The organism is Enterobacter sp. V87_3 (assembly GCF_029967835.1).
GTDB classification, from domain to species: Bacteria; Pseudomonadota; Gammaproteobacteria; order Enterobacterales; family Enterobacteriaceae; genus Enterobacter; species Enterobacter cancerogenus.
The window spans coordinates 15,174-26,183 of the sequence record NZ_JASCAM010000003.1; the positions used below are offsets into that span (position 1 = coordinate 15,174).

The following is an 11,010-nucleotide window of genomic DNA, read 5'->3' on the forward strand; positions in this document are numbered from 1 at the left end:
TTATTCCTCAATTTTACCGCCAGCAGCTTCGATAGCAGCACGAGCACCTTTAGTAACACGCAGGCCACGAACAGTTACCGGAGTAGAAACTTCACCAGCCAGGATCACTTTCGCGAACTCGATCTGGATACCGATAATGTTTGCTGCTTTCAGCGTGTTCAGGTCTACAACGCCGCCTTCAACTTTCGCCAGGTCAGACAGACGGATTTCCGCTGTGATCGCTGCTTTGCGAGAGGTGAAGCCGAACTTCGGCAGACGACGGTACAGTGGCATCTGACCACCCTCGAAACCGCGACGTACGCCACCGCCAGAACGAGAGTTCTGACCTTTGTGACCACGACCACCGGTTTTACCGAGGCCAGAACCGATACCACGACCCAGGCGTTTACCCGCCTTTTTAGAGCCTTCGGCCGGAGACAGAGTATTTAAACGCATCTCTTACTCCTCAACTTTAACCATGAAGTAAACCGCGTTGACCATACCACGAACAGCGGGAGTATCCTCGCGCTCAACGGTATGTCCAATACGACGCAGACCCAGGCCAAGCAGCGTTGCCTTGTGTTTCGGCAGACGACCGATTGCACTGCGGGTTTGAGTGATTTTAATAGTCTTTGCCATGGTCAATTACCCCAGAATTTCTTCAACGGATTTACCACGCTTGGCAGCGACCATTTCTGGAGAATTCATATTTTCCAGGCCATCAATAGTTGCACGAACCACGTTGATCGGGTTAGTGGAACCATATGCTTTAGCCAGAACGTTATGAACTCCAGCAACTTCCAGAACGGCGCGCATTGCACCACCGGCGATGATACCGGTACCTTCTGAAGCTGGCTGCATGAATACACGAGAACCCGTGTGAACACCTTTAACCGGGTGTTGCAGGGTGCCGTTGTTCAGCGCGACGTTAATCATATTGCGACGGGCTTTTTCCATCGCTTTCTGGATCGCTGCTGGAACTTCACGCGCTTTACCGTAACCAAAACCAACGCGACCGTTACCATCACCAACTACAGTCAGAGCTGTGAAGGAGAAAATACGACCACCTTTAACGGTTTTAGATACGCGGTTAACCGCGATCAGCTTTTCCTGCAGTTCGCCAGCCTGTTTTTCGATGTGAGCCATCTTACACCTCTACCTTAGAACTGAAGGCCAGCTTCACGGGCAGCATCTGCCAGTGCCTGGACACGACCATGATATTGGAACCCGGAACGGTCAAAGGAAACATTGCTGATGCCTTTTTCCAGAGCGCGTTCTGCAACAGCTTTACCTACAGCTGCAGCGGCGTCTTTGTTACCGGTGTACTTCAATTGTTCTGAGATAGCTTTTTCTACAGTAGAAGCAGCTACCAGAACTTCAGAACCGTTCGGTGCAATTACCTGTGCGTAAATATGACGCGGGGTACGATGTACCACCAGGCGAGTTGCACCCAGCTCTTTGAGCTTGCGGCGTGCGCGGGTCGCACGACGGATACGAGCAGATTTCTTATCCATAGTGTTACCTTACTTCTTCTTAGCCTCTTTGGTACGCACGACTTCGTCGGCGTAACGAACACCCTTGCCTTTATAAGGCTCAGGACGACGGTAGGCGCGCAGATCTGCTGCAACCTGACCGATCAGCTGTTTATCAGCGCCTTTCAGCACGATTTCAGTTTGAGTCGGACATTCTGCAGTGATACCGGCCGGCAGCGGATGCTCAACAGGGTGTGAGAAGCCCAGAGACAGGCCTACTGCATTCCCTTTGATCGCTGCACGATAACCTACACCAACCAGCTGAAGCTTTTTAGTGAAGCCTTCGGTAACACCAACAACCATTGAGTTCAGCAGGGCACGCGCGGTACCAGCCTGAGCCCATCCATCCACGAAACCATCACGTGGACCGAAGGTCAGAGCGTTATCTGCATGTTTAACTTCAACAGCATTGTTGAGGGTACGAGTCAGCTCGCCGTTTTTACCTTTGATCGTAATAACCTGACCGTCGATTTTTACATCAACGCCGGCAGGAATAACGACCGGTGCTTTAGCAACACGAGACATTCTTTCCTCCGATTAGGCTACGTAGCAGATAATTTCGCCACCAAGACCAGCTTGGCGCGCTGCACGATCAGTCATAACACCTTTAGAGGTAGAAACAACTGCGATACCCAGACCAGCCATAACTTTAGGCAGCTCATCTTTTTTCTTATAGATGCGCAGGCCTGGGCGGCTGACACGCTGAATGCTTTCTACAACAGCTTTACCCTGGAAATACTTGAGAGTAAGTTCCAGTTCCGGCTTGGTGTCGCCTTCAACTTTAAAATCTTCGATAAAACCTTCTTCCTTCAGCACGTTGGCAATTGCCACTTTCAGCTTGGCGGAAGGCATGGTGACCGCAACTTTGTTCGCGGCCTGACCGTTACGGATACGGGTCAGCATATCCGCGATCGGATCTTGCATGCTCATCTGTCTTTACTCCCGTGATTCAATTGGTAATTACCAGCTAGCCTTTTTCAAGCCTGGTACTTCACCGCGCATGGCGGCTTCACGCAGTTTGATACGGCTCAACCCAAACTTGCCCACATAACCATGTGGACGACCTGTTTGACGACAGCGGTTACGCTGACGAGACGGGCTGGAATCACGCGGCAGAGACTGCAGCTTGAGAACCGCATTCCAACGATCTTCGTCGGAAGCGTTCACATCAGAAATGATCGCTTTCAGTTCAGCGCGTTTAGCGAAGAATTTATCAGCTAAAGCTACGCGTTTTACTTCGCGTGCTTTCATTGATTGCTTAGCCATTCAGTAACCCTACCTTACTTGCGGAACGGGAAGTCAAAGGCAGCCAGCAGAGCACGGCCTTCTTCATCAGATTTCGCAGTAGTGGTAATGGTAATATCCAAACCACGCACGCGGTCGACTTTATCGTAGTCGATTTCTGGGAAGATGATCTGCTCACGGACACCCATGCTGTAGTTACCACGACCGTCGAAAGACTTAGCGGACAAGCCACGGAAGTCACGGATACGTGGAACAGCAATAGTGATCAGGCGCTCAAAGAACTCCCACATGCGTTCGCCACGCAGAGTTACTTTACAGCCGATCGGATAGCCCTGACGGATTTTGAAGCCTGCAACAGATTTGCGTGCTTTGGTGATCAGCGGTTTTTGACCGGAGATTGCTGTCAGGTCAGCTGCTGCGTTATCCAGCAGTTTCTTGTCAGCGATCGCTTCACCAACACCCATGTTCAGGGTGATCTTCTCGACCCGAGGGACTTGCATGACAGAATTGTAGTTAAACTCAGTCATGAGTTTGTTAACTACTTCGTCTTTGTAGTAATCATGCAGTTTCGCCATCGTACTACTCCAAATTACTTGATAGTTTCACTTGTAGATTTGAAGAAACGGACTTTTTTGCCGTCTTCGAATCTAAAGCCTACACGGTCAGCCTTGCCGGTAGCCGCATTGAAGAGAGCAACGTTAGAAACCTGAATAGCAGCTTCTTTTTCAACGATGCCGCCTGGTTGGTTCAGGGCCGGAACCGGCTTCTGATGTTTCTTAACCAGGTTGATACCTTCAACGACGAGTTTGCCGGAAGACAGAACATTTTTTACTTTACCGCGTTTACCTTTATCTTTACCGGTTAACACGATAACTTCGTCATCACGACGGATTTTCGCTGCCATGATTCGCTCCTTAGAGTACTTCTGGTGCCAGAGAGATAATTTTCATGAACTTTTCAGTACGAAGTTCACGAGTTACCGGCCCAAAGATACGCGTGCCGATAGGCTGCTCGCTGTTATTGTTCAAAATAACGCATGCATTACCATCGAAGCGAATGACAGAACCGTCAGGGCGACGAACACCCTTCTTGGTGCGCACCACTACCGCCTTCAGCACATCACCTTTTTTGACCTTACCACGTGGAATTGCTTCCTTGATGGTGATCTTGATGATGTCGCCTACGCCTGCGTAGCGACGGTGCGAGCCACCCAGAACCTTGATACACATTACGCGACGTGCACCGGAGTTGTCGGCGACGGTCAGCATAGTCTGTTCTTGGATCATTTTAGTGCTCCGCTAATGTCAACTACTACCTGAGACTCTAAAATCAGAGCCGTTAAAAAGCCCCATATCGAGGGCGCGGCATTATAACACCGCTTCTGCAATATGGGTAGAAAAAATAAACGGCTCATCGCTGAGCCGTTTATTCGTATTGAGAATGCGTACTCTATTACAGAACCGCTTTCTCTACAACGCGAACCAGCGTCCAGGACTTAGTCTTGGACAGTGGACGGCATTCACGGATTTCAACCTTGTCGCCGATACCACATTCGTTGTTCTCGTCATGTACGTGCAGTTTGGTCGTACGTTTGATGAATTTACCGTAGATCGGGTGTTTCACGAAACGTTCGATAGCAACAACCATGGATTTCTCCATTTTGTCGCTAACAACACGACCTTGCAGAGTACGGATTTTATCGGTCATTACGCACCCGCCTTCTGAGTCAGTAAAGTCTTAACGCGTGCAACATTGCGACGCACTTGCTTCAGCAGGTGAGTCTGTTGCAGCTGGCCACTTGCAGCCTGCATACGCAGGTTGAACTGCTCACGCAGCAGGTTCAGCAGCTCAGCGTTCAGCTCTTCAACGCTTTTTTCACGCAGCTCTTTTGCTTTCATTACATCACCGTCTTAGTTACAAAGGTGGTTTTGATAGGCAGTTTCGCTGCTGCCAGGCCGAAGGCTTCACGGGCCAGCTCTTCCGGAACACCGTCCATTTCATAAAGGACTTTGCCCGGTTGGATCAAGGCAACCCAGTACTCCACGTTACCTTTACCTTTACCCATACGAACTTCCAGTGGCTTCTCGGTGATCGGTTTGTCCGGGAATACACGGATCCAGATCTTACCTTGACGCTTAACTGCACGGGTCATTGCACGACGTGCTGCTTCGATCTGACGTGCAGTCAGACGACCACGGCCAACAGCTTTCAGACCGAAAGTGCCGAAGCTAACATCCGTACCCTGCGCCAGACCACGGTTGCGGCCTTTGTGCACTTTACGGAATTTTGTACGCTTTGGTTGTAACATCAGCGACGCTCCTTATTTACGGCCTTTACGCTGCTGCTTTTTAGGTTGAGCAGCCGGTTTTTCCGGTTGTTCAACAGCAGCCATACCACCCAGGATCTCACCTTTGAAGATCCATACCTTAACGCCGATTACACCGTAAGTGGTGTGCGCTTCAGAGGTGTTGTAGTCGATGTCAGCACGCAGAGTGTGCAGCGGTACGCGACCTTCGCGGTACCATTCGGTACGTGCGATTTCCGCGCCGCCCAGACGGCCGCTAACTTCAACTTTGATACCTTTAGCGCCCAGACGCATTGCGTTCTGTACAGCACGCTTCATAGCACGACGGAACATAACACGACGTTCCAACTGTGAAGTGATGCTGTCAGCAACCAATTTAGCGTCCAGTTCAGGCTTACGAACTTCAGCGATATTGATCTGTGCAGGAACGCCAGCGATATCCGCTACGACCTTGCGCAGTTTTTCTACGTCTTCGCCTTTCTTACCGATTACGATGCCAGGGCGAGCAGTGTGAATAGTCACACGGATGCTCTTAGCTGGACGCTCGATAACGATACGAGATACAGACGCTTTAGCCAGTTCCTTAGTCAGGTACTGACGTACTTTAAAATCGCTGTCCAGGTTGTCAGCGAATTCTTTGGTGTTCGCAAACCAGGTAGAGTTCCATGGTTTTACAATACCCAGGCGAATACCATTAGGATGTACTTTCTGACCCATTGCTAGTCTCCAGAGTCTCAGCGATCGGACACAACCACAGTAATGTGGCTGGTGCGCTTCAGGATGCGATCTGCACGACCTTTCGCACGCGGCATAATGCGCTTCATGCTTGGGCCTTCATCTACGAAAATTTTCGTGACTTTCAGATCGTCGATGTCAGCGCCATCGTTGTGTTCAGCGTTAGCAATGGCAGATTCCAGTACTTTCTTGACCAATACCGCAGCTTTCTTGTTGGTATAAGTCAGGATGTCCAGGGCCTGCGACACTTTCTTACCGCGAATCAGGTCAGCAACAAGGCGAACCTTCTGTGCAGAAGAACGAGCATGGCGATGTTGAGCTAAAGTTTCCATCTCTTCCTCCTACCTTATTTCTTCTTCGCTTTTTTATCAGCAGCGTGGCCGCGATAAGTACGAGTCGGTGCGAATTCACCCAGTTTGTGACCAACCATTTCGTCGGTAACAAAGACTGGAACGTGCTGACGACCATTATGGACAGCGATGGTCAAACCGATCATGTTAGGAAAGATCGTTGAACGACGGGACCAAGTGCGCAGGGGCTTCTTGTCTCCGCTTTCCACCGCTTTCTCTACCTTCTTCAGCAAGTGCAGGTCAATAAAAGGACCTTTCTTGAGAGAACGTGGCATGGCTTATCCTCTAAAATTATTTGCTACGGCGACGTACGATAAATTTATCAGTACGCTTGTTGCTGCGGGTCTTCTTACCTTTGGTCTGAACGCCCCACGGAGATACCGGGTGCTTACCAAAGTTACGACCTTCACCACCACCATGTGGGTGATCGACTGGGTTCATCGCAGTACCGCGAACGGTAGGACGAACACCACGCCAGCGTGCAGCACCTGCTTTACCCAGAACGCGCAGCATATGCTCAGCATTGCCAACTTCGCCCAGAGTAGCGCGGCAGTCTGCTTCGACTTTACGCATTTCACCAGAACGCAGACGCAGGGTGACATAAGCACCATCACGCGCAACGATCTGAACGTAAGTACCAGCGGAACGTGCCAGCTGACCGCCTTTACCTGGTTTCATTTCTACGTTATGAACGGTAGAACCAACCGGGATATTGCGCATCGGCAGGGTGTTACCTGCTTTGATTGCAGCATCAACGCCAGACTGAATCTGGTCGCCAGCTTTCAGGCCTTTAGGGGCCAGGATGTAACGGCGTTCGCCATCTTTGTACAGAACCAGCGCGATGTTCGCGGAACGGTTCGGATCGTACTCAAGACGCTCAACAACTGCTGGGATACCGTCTTTGTTGCGTTTAAAGTCAACAATACGATAAGCCTGCTTGTGGCCACCACCGATGTGACGAGTGGTGATACGGCCATTGTTGTTACGACCACCGGATTTGCTGTTTTTTTCCAGCAACGGAGCAAAAGGCTTGCCCTTGTGCAGCTCAGGGTTAACCACTTTAACTACGTGGCGACGACCCGGAGATGTCGGTTTACATTTAACAACTGCCATTGTATTACTCCTCCGACTTACTCAGCGCCGCCAACGAAGTCCAGGTTCTGGCCTTCCTTCAGGGTGACGTAAGCTTTTTTCCAGTCGCTACGACGACCGATACGCTGTCCGTGACGTTTAACTTTCCCTTTAACAACCAGGGTGTTAACGACTTCGACTTCGACTTCAAACAGTTTCTGCACAGCAGCTTTGATCTCTGCTTTGGTCGCGTCTTTAGCAACTTTGAGAACGATGGTGTTAGTTTTTTCCATCGCAGTAGACGCTTTTTCAGAAACGTGCGGTGCGCGAAGCACCTTCAGCAGACGTTCTTCACGAATCATGCCAGCATCTCCTCAACTTGCTTAACAGCATCAGCAGTCATTACGACTTTGTCGAAGGCGATCAGGCTAACCGGGTCGATACCAGTTGCATCGCGTACGTCAACCTTGTGCAGGTTGCGCGCAGCCAGGAACAGGTTCTCGTCCAGCTCACCGGTGATGATCAGCACATCTTCCAGAGCCATGTCTTTCAGTTTCTGTGCCAGCAGCTTAGTTTTAGGCGCTTCAACAGAGAATGATTCGACAACGATCAGACGATCCTGACGTACCAGTTCGGACAGAATGCTTTTCAGCGCGCCGCGGTACATCTTTTTGTTAACTTTTTGACTGTGGTCCTGAGGACGCGCAGCGAAGGTCACGCCACCTGAACGCCAGATCGGGCTCTTGATAGAACCTGAACGCGCACGGCCGGTACCTTTCTGGCGCCACGGCTTTTTGCCGGAACCAGTTACTTCAGCACGAGTCTTCTGAGCACGAGTACCCTGACGAGCACCAGCTGCATAAGCAACTACAACCTGGTGAACCAGCGCTTCGTTGAAATCACGACCGAAGGTAGTTTCGGAAACAGTCAGCGCGCTCTGCGCGTCTTTCAATACTAATTCCATTGCTATCCCCTTACGCCTTCACAGCTGGTTTAACGATCAGGTCGCTACCGGTTGCACCCGGAACTGCACCTTTAACCAGCAGCAGGTTGCGCTCAGCGTCAACACGTACTACGTCCAGGCTCTGAACGGTTACACGTTCGTTACCCAGCTGACCTGCCATTTTCTTGCCTTTGAACACTTTGCCCGGAGTCTGGTTCTGACCGATAGAACCCGGAACGCGGTGAGACAAGGAGTTACCGTGAGTAGCGTCCTGGGTACGGAAGTTCCAGCGCTTAACGGTACCAGCAAAACCTTTACCTTTAGAGGTACCGGTTACGTCAACTTTTTTAACGTCAGCAAACAGCTCAACGCTAATATCCTGACCTACGGTGAACTCTTCGCCTTCAGCAAGACGGAATTCCCACAGACCACGGCCAGCTTCAACACCAGCTTTAGCGAAGTGACCCGCTTCTGGTTTGGTTACACGGTTAGCTTTTTTAGCACCAGTGGTCACCTGAACAGCGCGGTAGCCATCGTTAGCCAGATCTTTAACCTGAGTAACGCGGTTTGCTTCAACTTCGATTACGGTTACTGGGATTGAAACGCCATCTTCAGTGAAGATGCGGGTCATGCCCACTTTTTTACCGACTAAACCAATCATTGTATCAACCTCTCAATCGCTCGATGACCTGATTAACCCAGGCTGATCTGCACGTCTACACCGGCAGCCAGATCCAGACGCATCAGAGCATCAACGGTTTTCTCAGTTGGCTCAACGATGTCAACCAGACGCTTGTGAGTGCGGATTTCGTACTGATCACGCGCGTCTTTGTTGACGTGCGGGGAGATCAGAACGGTAAAGCGCTCTTTGCGGGTCGGCAGCGGGATCGGACCACGGACTTGCGCACCAGTGCGCTTAGCAGTCTCGACGATTTCCGCGGTTGATTGATCGATCAGACGATGATCAAACGCTTTAAGGCGGATACGGATTCTTTGGTTCTGCATGAGACCAGAGCTCCAATTATTTTATAAACGAAAATGATTACTCCTCAAACCCATTACGATTGATGGGAGAGTGTAACCGTTCTTACGTAGCTCCCCAATTGGGAGCATTGTTGAGCAACAAAATGAGTCACTCCGGTTCTGATTGAACCCGCCGTCAATTACGACAAGCCCGCGCATTATACGTAAATCTGCGCGAGACGCAAGTGTCGTTTAGAAAATAAGCGCCAGAGAGTCATGATGCGCAGCCCCTCGCAAACTTTCTGGCAACACCTGACCTTTCAACTCTTTCCTGGAAGCCGCCACGCAAAGTCCCATATTTCAATTTGTCGGTCGTCAACATTGTGAGGAAGATGCGCAAAACCTCTTTTCAAGGATGATGACATGCTGACCACCCTGCCCTTTTTGCTCGTCTATTTAACGCTTTCGGCTTTACTGATACGTGAAGATGTTCGCTCGGGGTTACTGCCGGACCGCTACGTATGCCCGCTACTTTGGACAGGACTGCTTTTCCAGCTTTGCCTTCATCCGCAGTTTCTCCCCAGCGCAGTGGTTGGGGCAATGTCAGGCTATCTGGGTTTCGCGGCAATCTACTGGGGGTATCGACTGGTTTGTCATCGCGAGGGGTTGGGCTATGGCGATGTAAAATACCTGGCTGCGCTTGGAGCATGGCATGGCTGGTGCATTTTGCCCGTTCTGGCACTCGTTGCAGCGCTGATGGCGCTCCTTTATCTTCTCATTCTCTCTTTATGGCATCTTGAAAAAGAGCCATTAAAAAACCCACTGCCTTTTGGGCCATTTCTGGCAGCAGCGGGTTTATGCGTCGGCTGGCAAAGTCTGATTAACTTTCCACTTTGATTTGCGACTGAAGATAGTTCGGCAGGCCAATTTTACCGATCAGATCCAGCTCGGTTTCAAGCCAGTCGATGTGGCCCTCTTCATCGGCCAGGATCTGGATCATCATATCGCGGCTAACGTAGTCATGGACACTATCCGCGTAGGCGATAGCCTCACGCAGATCTTTCGCCCCTTCAAGTTCCAGATTCAGATCGGAACGGAGCATCTCCTCGACGTCTTCGCCGATGCCCAGTTTGCCGAGATCCTGCAGATTAGGAATGCCTTCAAGGAATAAAATACGCTCAATATACTTATCGGCGTGTTTCATCTCATCGATGGATTCGTGGTATTCAACATCGTTGAGGCGCGTCAGGCCCCAGTTTTTGAACATTCTTGCATGAAGAAAATACTGGTTGATTGCGACAAGCTCATTTCCCAATAATTTATTGAGATAACTTATGATTTTAACATCACCTTTCATTATATAGTCCCTCCGCTTCCACTCATTGAAGCGTAGAACGGGCTACAGGGATGTCAAAAAAAAGAGAGGCGCTCAGGCAATCTCTTTGAATTCTGGGATCTGCATCAGTTCATCCTGCATGATCTCACGAGCAGCACGAACGCACTTACCGCATTGATTTCCCACTGGAACAAACTTGCGCAGCTGCTGGAAGGATTGTGGCTGAAATTGACGAACGGCCTGACGAATTTTTTTATCACTCACACCATTACAAAGACAAACGTACATACACACTCCCGTTCAAAATATGCGCAAAGTGTAAGTGAGAATGGTTATGATTACAATAGCACAAGCCGCAGGATACGCGTCGGGAGAGTACAAAAAATGCGAAAATTTGTGATAGCACTAAATCGCAGAAAACAAAAAAGGACGCCGAAGCGTCCTTTTTAATTCAGGGATAATTAATTAGCCCAGAACTTTAGCAACAACGCCCGCACCAACGGTACGGCCGCCTTCACGGATTGCGAAACGCAGACCGTCGTCCATCGCGA

25 protein-coding genes are annotated in these 11,010 nt (G+C 50.2%); 1 reads left to right on the forward strand and 24 read right to left on the reverse strand.

Annotated features, from left to right (window positions below; genetic code table 11):
- From rplO to rpsJ, 21 genes are all read right to left on the reverse strand, one after another.
- Positions 1–435, reverse strand: a complete 435-nt coding sequence (gene rplO / locus QLG21_RS00425; RefSeq protein ID WP_003863304.1) for a 50S ribosomal protein L15 — start codon at positions 433–435, stop codon at positions 1–3.
- 3 nt (positions 436–438) lie between these two features.
- On the reverse strand, positions 439–618 hold the full coding sequence (gene rpmD, locus QLG21_RS00430; protein WP_003863301.1) for a 50S ribosomal protein L30: 180 nt from the start codon (positions 616–618) through the stop codon (positions 439–441).
- Between the two features lie 6 nt (positions 619–624).
- A complete protein-coding gene (rpsE, locus tag QLG21_RS00435) occupies positions 625–1,125 on the reverse strand; it encodes a 30S ribosomal protein S5 (protein WP_003863299.1) in 501 nt (166 codons plus the stop codon).
- Between the two features lie 14 nt (positions 1,126–1,139).
- On the reverse strand, positions 1,140–1,493 hold the full coding sequence (gene rplR / locus QLG21_RS00440) for a 50S ribosomal protein L18 (RefSeq protein ID WP_003863297.1): 354 nt from the start codon (positions 1,491–1,493) through the stop codon (positions 1,140–1,142).
- A 9-nt stretch (positions 1,494–1,502) separates the two neighbouring features.
- Positions 1,503–2,036, reverse strand: a complete 534-nt coding sequence (gene rplF, locus QLG21_RS00445) for a 50S ribosomal protein L6 (RefSeq protein ID WP_006178917.1) — start codon at positions 2,034–2,036, stop codon at positions 1,503–1,505.
- A 12-nt stretch (positions 2,037–2,048) separates the two neighbouring features.
- Positions 2,049–2,441 carry a 30S ribosomal protein S8 gene (gene rpsH, locus QLG21_RS00450; RefSeq protein WP_006178918.1) on the reverse strand — a complete coding sequence of 131 codons (393 nt, stop codon included), beginning with the start codon at positions 2,439–2,441 and terminating at the stop codon, positions 2,049–2,051.
- Between the two features lie 30 nt (positions 2,442–2,471).
- Complete coding sequence (gene rpsN, locus QLG21_RS00455) at positions 2,472–2,777, reverse strand: 30S ribosomal protein S14 (RefSeq protein ID WP_003863291.1); 306 nt, start codon at positions 2,775–2,777, stop codon at positions 2,472–2,474.
- Between the two features lie 14 nt (positions 2,778–2,791).
- A complete protein-coding gene (gene rplE / locus QLG21_RS00460; protein ID WP_001096206.1) occupies positions 2,792–3,331 on the reverse strand; it encodes a 50S ribosomal protein L5 in 540 nt (179 codons plus the stop codon).
- A 14-nt stretch (positions 3,332–3,345) separates the two neighbouring features.
- Positions 3,346–3,660, reverse strand: coding sequence for a 50S ribosomal protein L24 (gene rplX, locus QLG21_RS00465; protein ID WP_006178919.1), 315 nt, complete (start codon positions 3,658–3,660; stop codon positions 3,346–3,348).
- Between the two features lie 10 nt (positions 3,661–3,670).
- On the reverse strand, positions 3,671–4,042 hold the full coding sequence (gene rplN, locus QLG21_RS00470) for a 50S ribosomal protein L14 (protein WP_006178920.1): 372 nt from the start codon (positions 4,040–4,042) through the stop codon (positions 3,671–3,673).
- Between the two features lie 166 nt (positions 4,043–4,208).
- Positions 4,209–4,463, reverse strand: a complete 255-nt coding sequence (gene rpsQ / locus QLG21_RS00475) for a 30S ribosomal protein S17 (RefSeq protein WP_006178921.1) — start codon at positions 4,461–4,463, stop codon at positions 4,209–4,211.
- Complete coding sequence (rpmC, locus tag QLG21_RS00480) at positions 4,463–4,654, reverse strand: 50S ribosomal protein L29 (RefSeq protein ID WP_003863282.1); 192 nt, start codon at positions 4,652–4,654, stop codon at positions 4,463–4,465. Before rpmC ends, rpsQ begins: the two co-directional genes overlap by 1 nt.
- Positions 4,654–5,064, reverse strand: a complete 411-nt coding sequence (rplP, locus tag QLG21_RS00485) for a 50S ribosomal protein L16 (RefSeq protein ID WP_002919759.1) — start codon at positions 5,062–5,064, stop codon at positions 4,654–4,656. The genes rpmC and rplP overlap by 1 nt, the downstream gene beginning before the upstream one ends.
- 12 nt (positions 5,065–5,076) lie before the next feature.
- Entirely contained in the window at positions 5,077–5,778 is a 702-nt protein-coding gene (gene rpsC / locus QLG21_RS00490; protein WP_000529945.1) for a 30S ribosomal protein S3, read from the reverse strand.
- A gap of 17 nt (positions 5,779–5,795) precedes the next feature.
- Positions 5,796–6,128, reverse strand: a complete 333-nt coding sequence (rplV, locus tag QLG21_RS00495) for a 50S ribosomal protein L22 (protein ID WP_000448832.1) — start codon at positions 6,126–6,128, stop codon at positions 5,796–5,798.
- A gap of 14 nt (positions 6,129–6,142) precedes the next feature.
- On the reverse strand, positions 6,143–6,421 hold the full coding sequence (rpsS, locus tag QLG21_RS00500; protein ID WP_001138117.1) for a 30S ribosomal protein S19: 279 nt from the start codon (positions 6,419–6,421) through the stop codon (positions 6,143–6,145).
- Between the two features lie 16 nt (positions 6,422–6,437).
- Positions 6,438–7,259 (reverse strand): 50S ribosomal protein L2, encoded by an 822-nt coding sequence (rplB, locus tag QLG21_RS00505; RefSeq protein WP_008457150.1) that lies wholly within the window; start codon positions 7,257–7,259, stop codon positions 6,438–6,440.
- 17 nt (positions 7,260–7,276) lie between these two features.
- Positions 7,277–7,579 (reverse strand): 50S ribosomal protein L23, encoded by a 303-nt coding sequence (gene rplW, locus QLG21_RS00510; protein WP_000617546.1) that lies wholly within the window; start codon positions 7,577–7,579, stop codon positions 7,277–7,279.
- Positions 7,576–8,181 (reverse strand): 50S ribosomal protein L4, encoded by a 606-nt coding sequence (gene rplD / locus QLG21_RS00515; protein WP_003031119.1) that lies wholly within the window; start codon positions 8,179–8,181, stop codon positions 7,576–7,578. The genes rplW and rplD overlap by 4 nt, the downstream gene beginning before the upstream one ends.
- Positions 8,182–8,191: 10 nt before the next feature.
- Positions 8,192–8,821 carry a 50S ribosomal protein L3 gene (gene rplC / locus QLG21_RS00520; RefSeq protein WP_006178923.1) on the reverse strand — a complete coding sequence of 210 codons (630 nt, stop codon included), beginning with the start codon at positions 8,819–8,821 and terminating at the stop codon, positions 8,192–8,194.
- Between the two features lie 32 nt (positions 8,822–8,853).
- The gene (gene rpsJ, locus QLG21_RS00525) at positions 8,854–9,165 is read right to left on the reverse strand and encodes a 30S ribosomal protein S10 (RefSeq protein ID WP_001181005.1); all 312 of its coding nucleotides are present in this window, start codon (positions 9,163–9,165) and stop codon (positions 8,854–8,856) included.
- A gap of 381 nt (positions 9,166–9,546) precedes the next feature.
- Here rpsJ and QLG21_RS00530 point away from each other — a divergent pair, with 381 nt between their 5' ends.
- Complete coding sequence (locus QLG21_RS00530; protein WP_282483651.1) at positions 9,547–10,020, forward strand: A24 family peptidase; 474 nt, start codon at positions 9,547–9,549, stop codon at positions 10,018–10,020.
- Here QLG21_RS00530 and bfr read toward each other — a convergent pair.
- The 3 genes from bfr to QLG21_RS00545 all read right to left on the reverse strand — a co-directional run.
- Positions 10,004–10,480 (reverse strand): bacterioferritin, encoded by a 477-nt coding sequence (bfr, locus tag QLG21_RS00535; RefSeq protein WP_137903690.1) that lies wholly within the window; start codon positions 10,478–10,480, stop codon positions 10,004–10,006. The two genes, QLG21_RS00530 and bfr, sit on opposite strands and share 17 nt — an antisense overlap.
- A gap of 72 nt (positions 10,481–10,552) precedes the next feature.
- Positions 10,553–10,747 (reverse strand): bacterioferritin-associated ferredoxin, encoded by a 195-nt coding sequence (gene bfd, locus QLG21_RS00540; RefSeq protein ID WP_003863268.1) that lies wholly within the window; start codon positions 10,745–10,747, stop codon positions 10,553–10,555.
- Positions 10,748–10,924: 177 nt separating this feature from the next.
- Positions 10,925–11,010, reverse strand: an 86-nt coding sequence (locus QLG21_RS00545; protein ID WP_000740160.1) for a hypothetical protein, incomplete at its 5' end; no start/stop codon positions are given.

Coding starts and splice junctions, on each gene's coding strand:
- rpsC (WP_000529945.1), bottom strand. CDS start 5,778: ATGGGTCAGAAAGTACATCCTAATGGTATTCGCCTGGGTATTGTAAAA.
- rplP (WP_002919759.1), bottom strand. CDS start 5,064: ATGTTACAACCAAAGCGTACAAAATTCCGTAAAGTGCACAAAGGCCGC.
- rpsJ (WP_001181005.1), bottom strand. CDS start 9,165: ATGCAGAACCAAAGAATCCGTATCCGCCTTAAAGCGTTTGATCATCGT.
- rpmC (WP_003863282.1), bottom strand. CDS start 4,654: ATGAAAGCAAAAGAGCTGCGTGAAAAAAGCGTTGAAGAGCTGAACGCT.
- rplW (WP_000617546.1), bottom strand. CDS start 7,579: ATGATTCGTGAAGAACGTCTGCTGAAGGTGCTTCGCGCACCGCACGTT.
- rpmD (WP_003863301.1), bottom strand. CDS start 618: ATGGCAAAGACTATTAAAATCACTCAAACCCGCAGTGCAATCGGTCGT.
- rplC (WP_006178923.1), bottom strand. CDS start 8,821: ATGATTGGTTTAGTCGGTAAAAAAGTGGGCATGACCCGCATCTTCACT.
- rplE (WP_001096206.1), bottom strand. CDS start 3,331: ATGGCGAAACTGCATGATTACTACAAAGACGAAGTAGTTAACAAACTC.
- rplO (WP_003863304.1), bottom strand. CDS start 435: ATGCGTTTAAATACTCTGTCTCCGGCCGAAGGCTCTAAAAAGGCGGGT.
- rpsE (WP_003863299.1), bottom strand. CDS start 1,125: ATGGCTCACATCGAAAAACAGGCTGGCGAACTGCAGGAAAAGCTGATC.
- rplX (WP_006178919.1), bottom strand. CDS start 3,660: ATGGCAGCGAAAATCCGTCGTGATGACGAAGTTATCGTGTTAACCGGT.
- rplN (WP_006178920.1), bottom strand. CDS start 4,042: ATGATCCAAGAACAGACTATGCTGACCGTCGCCGACAACTCCGGTGCA.
- bfd (WP_003863268.1), bottom strand. CDS start 10,747: ATGTACGTTTGTCTTTGTAATGGTGTGAGTGATAAAAAAATTCGTCAG.
- rpsH (WP_006178918.1), bottom strand. CDS start 2,441: ATGAGCATGCAAGATCCGATCGCGGATATGCTGACCCGTATCCGTAAC.
- rpsN (WP_003863291.1), bottom strand. CDS start 2,777: ATGGCTAAGCAATCAATGAAAGCACGCGAAGTAAAACGCGTAGCTTTA.
- rplR (WP_003863297.1), bottom strand. CDS start 1,493: ATGGATAAGAAATCTGCTCGTATCCGTCGTGCGACCCGCGCACGCCGC.
- rplV (WP_000448832.1), bottom strand. CDS start 6,128: ATGGAAACTTTAGCTCAACATCGCCATGCTCGTTCTTCTGCACAGAAG.
- rplD (WP_003031119.1), bottom strand. CDS start 8,181: ATGGAATTAGTATTGAAAGACGCGCAGAGCGCGCTGACTGTTTCCGAA.
- bfr (WP_137903690.1), bottom strand. CDS start 10,480: ATGAAAGGTGATGTTAAAATCATAAGTTATCTCAATAAATTATTGGGA.
- QLG21_RS00530 (WP_282483651.1), top strand. CDS start 9,547: ATGCTGACCACCCTGCCCTTTTTGCTCGTCTATTTAACGCTTTCGGCT.
- rpsQ (WP_006178921.1), bottom strand. CDS start 4,463: ATGACCGATAAAATCCGTACTCTGCAAGGTCGTGTTGTTAGCGACAAA.
- rplF (WP_006178917.1), bottom strand. CDS start 2,036: ATGTCTCGTGTTGCTAAAGCACCGGTCGTTATTCCTGCCGGCGTTGAT.
- rplB (WP_008457150.1), bottom strand. CDS start 7,259: ATGGCAGTTGTTAAATGTAAACCGACATCTCCGGGTCGTCGCCACGTA.
- rpsS (WP_001138117.1), bottom strand. CDS start 6,421: ATGCCACGTTCTCTCAAGAAAGGTCCTTTTATTGACCTGCACTTGCTG.